This is a genomic window from Promineifilum sp. (SeqCode), assembly GCF_041918635.1.
Classification (GTDB): domain Bacteria; phylum Chloroflexota; class Anaerolineae; order Promineifilales; family Promineifilaceae; genus Promineifilum.
In genome coordinates this window covers 1-3,615 of the sequence record NZ_JAYRVJ010000755.1, presented here as the reverse complement: position 1 = coordinate 3,615, position 3,615 = coordinate 1, and the positions used below count along the sequence as shown (strand labels likewise).

At 62.4% G+C, this 3,615-nt stretch carries 4 protein-coding genes and 1 pseudogene; 2 read left to right on the top strand and 3 right to left on the bottom strand.

The window, feature by feature from the left end:
• From ACE3UY_RS21810 to ACE3UY_RS21800, 3 genes are all read right to left on the bottom strand, one after another.
• The coding region (locus ACE3UY_RS21810; RefSeq protein WP_374689583.1) for an AAA family ATPase at positions 1 to 1,782 on the bottom strand (1,782 nt) is incomplete at its 3' end.
• Positions 1,779 to 2,225: a PIN domain-containing protein gene (locus tag ACE3UY_RS21805; protein WP_374689582.1), complete on the bottom strand. Its 447-nt coding sequence runs from the start codon at positions 2,223 to 2,225 to the stop codon at positions 1,779 to 1,781. The genes ACE3UY_RS21805 and ACE3UY_RS21810, both read right to left, overlap by 4 nt.
• Positions 2,226 to 2,227: 2 nt before the next feature.
• Positions 2,228 to 2,533: a hypothetical protein gene (locus tag ACE3UY_RS21800; RefSeq protein WP_374689581.1), complete on the bottom strand. Its 306-nt coding sequence runs from the start codon at positions 2,531 to 2,533 to the stop codon at positions 2,228 to 2,230.
• Between the two features lie 166 nt (positions 2,534 to 2,699).
• On the opposite strand from ACE3UY_RS21800, the gene ACE3UY_RS21795 reads away from it, so the two are divergent.
• Entirely contained in the window at positions 2,700 to 3,158 is a 459-nt protein-coding gene (locus ACE3UY_RS21795; RefSeq protein ID WP_374689580.1) for a DIP1984 family protein, read from the top strand.
• Positions 3,159 to 3,402: 244 nt separating this feature from the next.
• Positions 3,403 to 3,615 (top strand): annotated as a pseudogene (locus ACE3UY_RS21790) (hypothetical protein); the annotation flags it as partial.

Sequence of the window (3,615 nt, the reverse complement as noted above, 5' to 3'; positions counted from 1 at the left end):
GCGACCGGAGGTCGCCGACCGGTCAGGTCTGGAGAGGGGGTTGCGGCCGAGGATGCGGTCGAAGCGCACGTCGTCCTCGTCGCGCAGGGCGAGCAGGTAATCCAGTTCGGCCGGCTCACCGACGAGGATGGCCGGGCGCTCCATCTCCGGCAGCCGGGCGGCCTGCTGGCGCAGCGCCTCGCCGGCGGCCTCGTCGACCGTCAAGGCCCAGACGCCCCCCTCCGGCGCGCGCCGCACCGCCTCCCAGGTCAGCAGGCCGCTGCCGGCGTTCACGTCGAGCAGCAGGTGGTGGCGCTGCACGCCGGCCATCTCGAACAGCCGCTCGCGCAGCCCGGCCAGTTGCCGGCCGCTGCCGGCCACCGCCCGCTGCAACCAGGCGTCCTTGGAGCGGTTGGTCGGGCTGGTGGTCAGCACCTCCAGGTGGGCGGGCGCGGCGCCCGCTTCGGTCTCGACCATAGCCGCCAGTTGCGCCTCGCGCCGGCGGGCCACCTCATCGCGGATGGCCCGCTCATAGCCCAGCTCGCCCGGCTGGTAGAAGACTTTGCCTTGCAGCGCGTCGGGCAAGTACTGCTGGGCCACCCAGTGGTCGCGGTAGGCATGGGGATAGAGGTAGCCCTCGCCGTGGCCGAAGCCCTCCTTGTCGCGGTTGCCGTCCTTCAAGTGGTTGGGCACGTCCGCCTCGCGCTCCTTCTCCACCACGCCCAGCGCGTCGAAGAAGGCAAAGGCGGAGTTCGACTTGGGGGCCGTCGCCAGGTAGATGGCGGCCAGCGCCAGCGGGAAGCGCCCCTCCGGCAGGCCGATGCGCTCGAACGTCTCCCAGCAATTCACAACGACGCCGATTGCCTGGGGGTCGGCCATGCCCACGTCCTCGCCGGCAAAGATCGCCATGCGCCGGAAGATGAAGCGCGGGTCTTCGCCGGCGTAGACCATCTTGGCCATCCAGTAGAGCGCGGCGTCGGTGTCGGAGCCGCGCAGGCTCTTGATAAAGGCGGAGATGGTGTCGAAGTGAACGTCGCCGTCCTTGTCGTAGAGCACGGCGCGGCGCTGGATCGACTCCTCGGCCACGTCCAGGTCGATGGCGACGACGCCGTTCTCGTCCGGCGGCGTCGTCTCCACGGCCAGTTCCAGCGCGTTCAGCACGCCGCGCGCGTCGCCATTGGCTACGTCCACCAGGTGATCCAGCGCCTCCGGCTGCAACTGGACGTTCAGCTTGCCGTAGCCGCGTTCGGGGTCGGCCAACGCCTGCAGGGCCACGGCGCGCAGGTCGTCCTCGGTCAGCGGCCGGAGCTGGAAGATGCGGCTGCGGCTGACCAGCGCCTTGTTGACCTCAAAGTAGGGATTCTCCGTCGTTGCGCCGATGAGGATGATCGTCCCGTTCTCGACGTGGGGCAGCAGCGCATCCTGCTGGGCCTTGTTCCAGCGGTGCACCTCGTCCACAAAGAGCGTGGTGCGCTGGCCGTACAGCTCGCGCCGCTCCTTGGCGACTTCGATGGCTTCGCGGATCTCCTTCACTCCGGCCAGGACGGCGTTGATGGTGATGAAGTGGCTGCGGGTGCTGTTGGCGATGACCATCGCCAGCGTCGTCTTGCCCGTGCCGGGCGGGCCGTAGAAGATAAGCGATGAGAGCTGGTCGGCCTGGATAGCGCGGCGCAGCAGCCGGCCGGGGCCGACGATGTGGCTCTGGCCGATGAACTCATCCAGCGTACGCGGGCGCATCCGCGCCGCCAGCGGGGCTTCGTGCTGGATGCGCTGTTGGGCGGTGTGGGAGAAGAGGTCGGTCATAGCCAGTCGGAGAGTTGAAAGTCCTTGATAAGTGGATTGATGAACCGGACACCCTCCACGATGCGCCCCGTTTGAAAATCCTCACTCAACACCAGTGGAATCTGGTTGAGATGGGCTGTGGCCCAGATTTGAGCGTCGTAGTAAGCTAATTGATGATCGCGAACGCCCCGCCCCGCTTCCAGCACAATAGGTGCTGTCAACGGGAAAACTGAGTAGGCGCTCTGAAAGTGCTCAACCTGTTGGAGCGCCTTGGCCGGAGTCAAAAGCGGCTGTGAACCGCGTGTGGTCACATGGAAGAACTCTGCCAAGCACTGGACGCTGAGATACCCAGCCTGCAACAAATACAGTTCGTTCAGTAAGTCGCCTGCCCTAGTTTGTTTCTGTTTGTCAGATGGGTCGAATAGATAGACCAGCAGATTTGTGTCAATCAAAGCGGGCAACATAGCTATGAACCATCCTTATCCTTTAGCCATCGATCGGCGCGTTCCGCGTATAACTCTTCACGTGTCCACCGCATAGGCTCCCTATCCGCAGGCCAATTTCGGTTCTGTTCTTCTACCGCTTGCATGATTTTCGACCACACGTCATCATCCCGTCGGGGATGCACTAACACAGAACCGCTGATCTCGCGTTCAATAGCCTGCCGGATAATCTCGGCTTCGCTGAGCCCCCGCGTCGCCGAGAGCCGCTTGAGAAGAATATCCTGGCGTCTGGGGATATAGATTTGCTTGCGTACCATCGTTGTTGCCATCGAGCGCACCTCGGTTTATCAGCTCCAGTTTACATGCTATTATACATTAGATTATACACAAAAGAGTGCTATTGGAATGGTATGTTCTGTCAAGTCGTGCTACGCTTGCGCCAGGTCAATCTCTTCAACAAGACTCCTTGCTGACAACCGTTTATAGATACGAGCCATGAAAGTAGCCGAAGCCCTGATCCTGCGCGCCGATCACAAGAAGCGGCTCGAACATCTGAAGCAGCGCCTCCTGCGCGCCGTCAAAGTGCAGGAGGGCGACGCGCCGCCCGAGAATCCGGCGCTGCTGCTGGCCGAGATGGAGCGTGTGGCGCACGAACTGATGTTGCTTATCCAGCGCATCAACCGCACGAACGCGGTCACGTCGCTGGACAACGGGCGGACTATCGCTGACGCCATCGCCGAGCGCGATACCCTGCGACTGCGGCATACGCTGATCAACGCCGCGATTGAAGGGGCGGTTGTCAAGCAGGATCGCTTCACCAAGAGCGAAGTGCGCTTTACGACCACGGTAGATGTCGGCGAGCTCCAGCAGCAGGCCGACGATCTGGCTCAGGCCTATCGCGAACTGGACACGAAGATTCAGGCCGCCAACTGGCTGGTCGAACTAATAGAGTGAGTTGAAGCTGGTAGCCGTTGCAACCGAGGCGAGTACAACCCTCTGAAGGCGGGGTATAGCCTTCACCTGGATGACGCGAGGGGCCGCGTCTGTGGTTCGATCCCACGTTAACTGTGTATGCCCAGTAACGTCACAAGCGTACCGGGTATCGCGTAAAGTTATCACCAACGTACTGATCGGTCGCCGCGGCGAGGGCGGGATAGGGGTTCTTCAACTCTTGACTTTGGCATAGATGGAGGTAAACGTGGCAATCCAAGTGAAGCGGGCGATGATTGACGTGAAGAAGTACAAGTGGGAGGCGGGCGAAGGCGATAGCAAAACCAGCGTCGCCCACGACCGGATCATGTTCAACCGCCGGCAGGGGTATGAGGTGGTGTCGATGCTCCAAAAGGTCGTCAACCACTTCGGCTATGAGACGGAAGAGGACGTGAAGCGGGTCGAAGCGGCCATCCGCGGC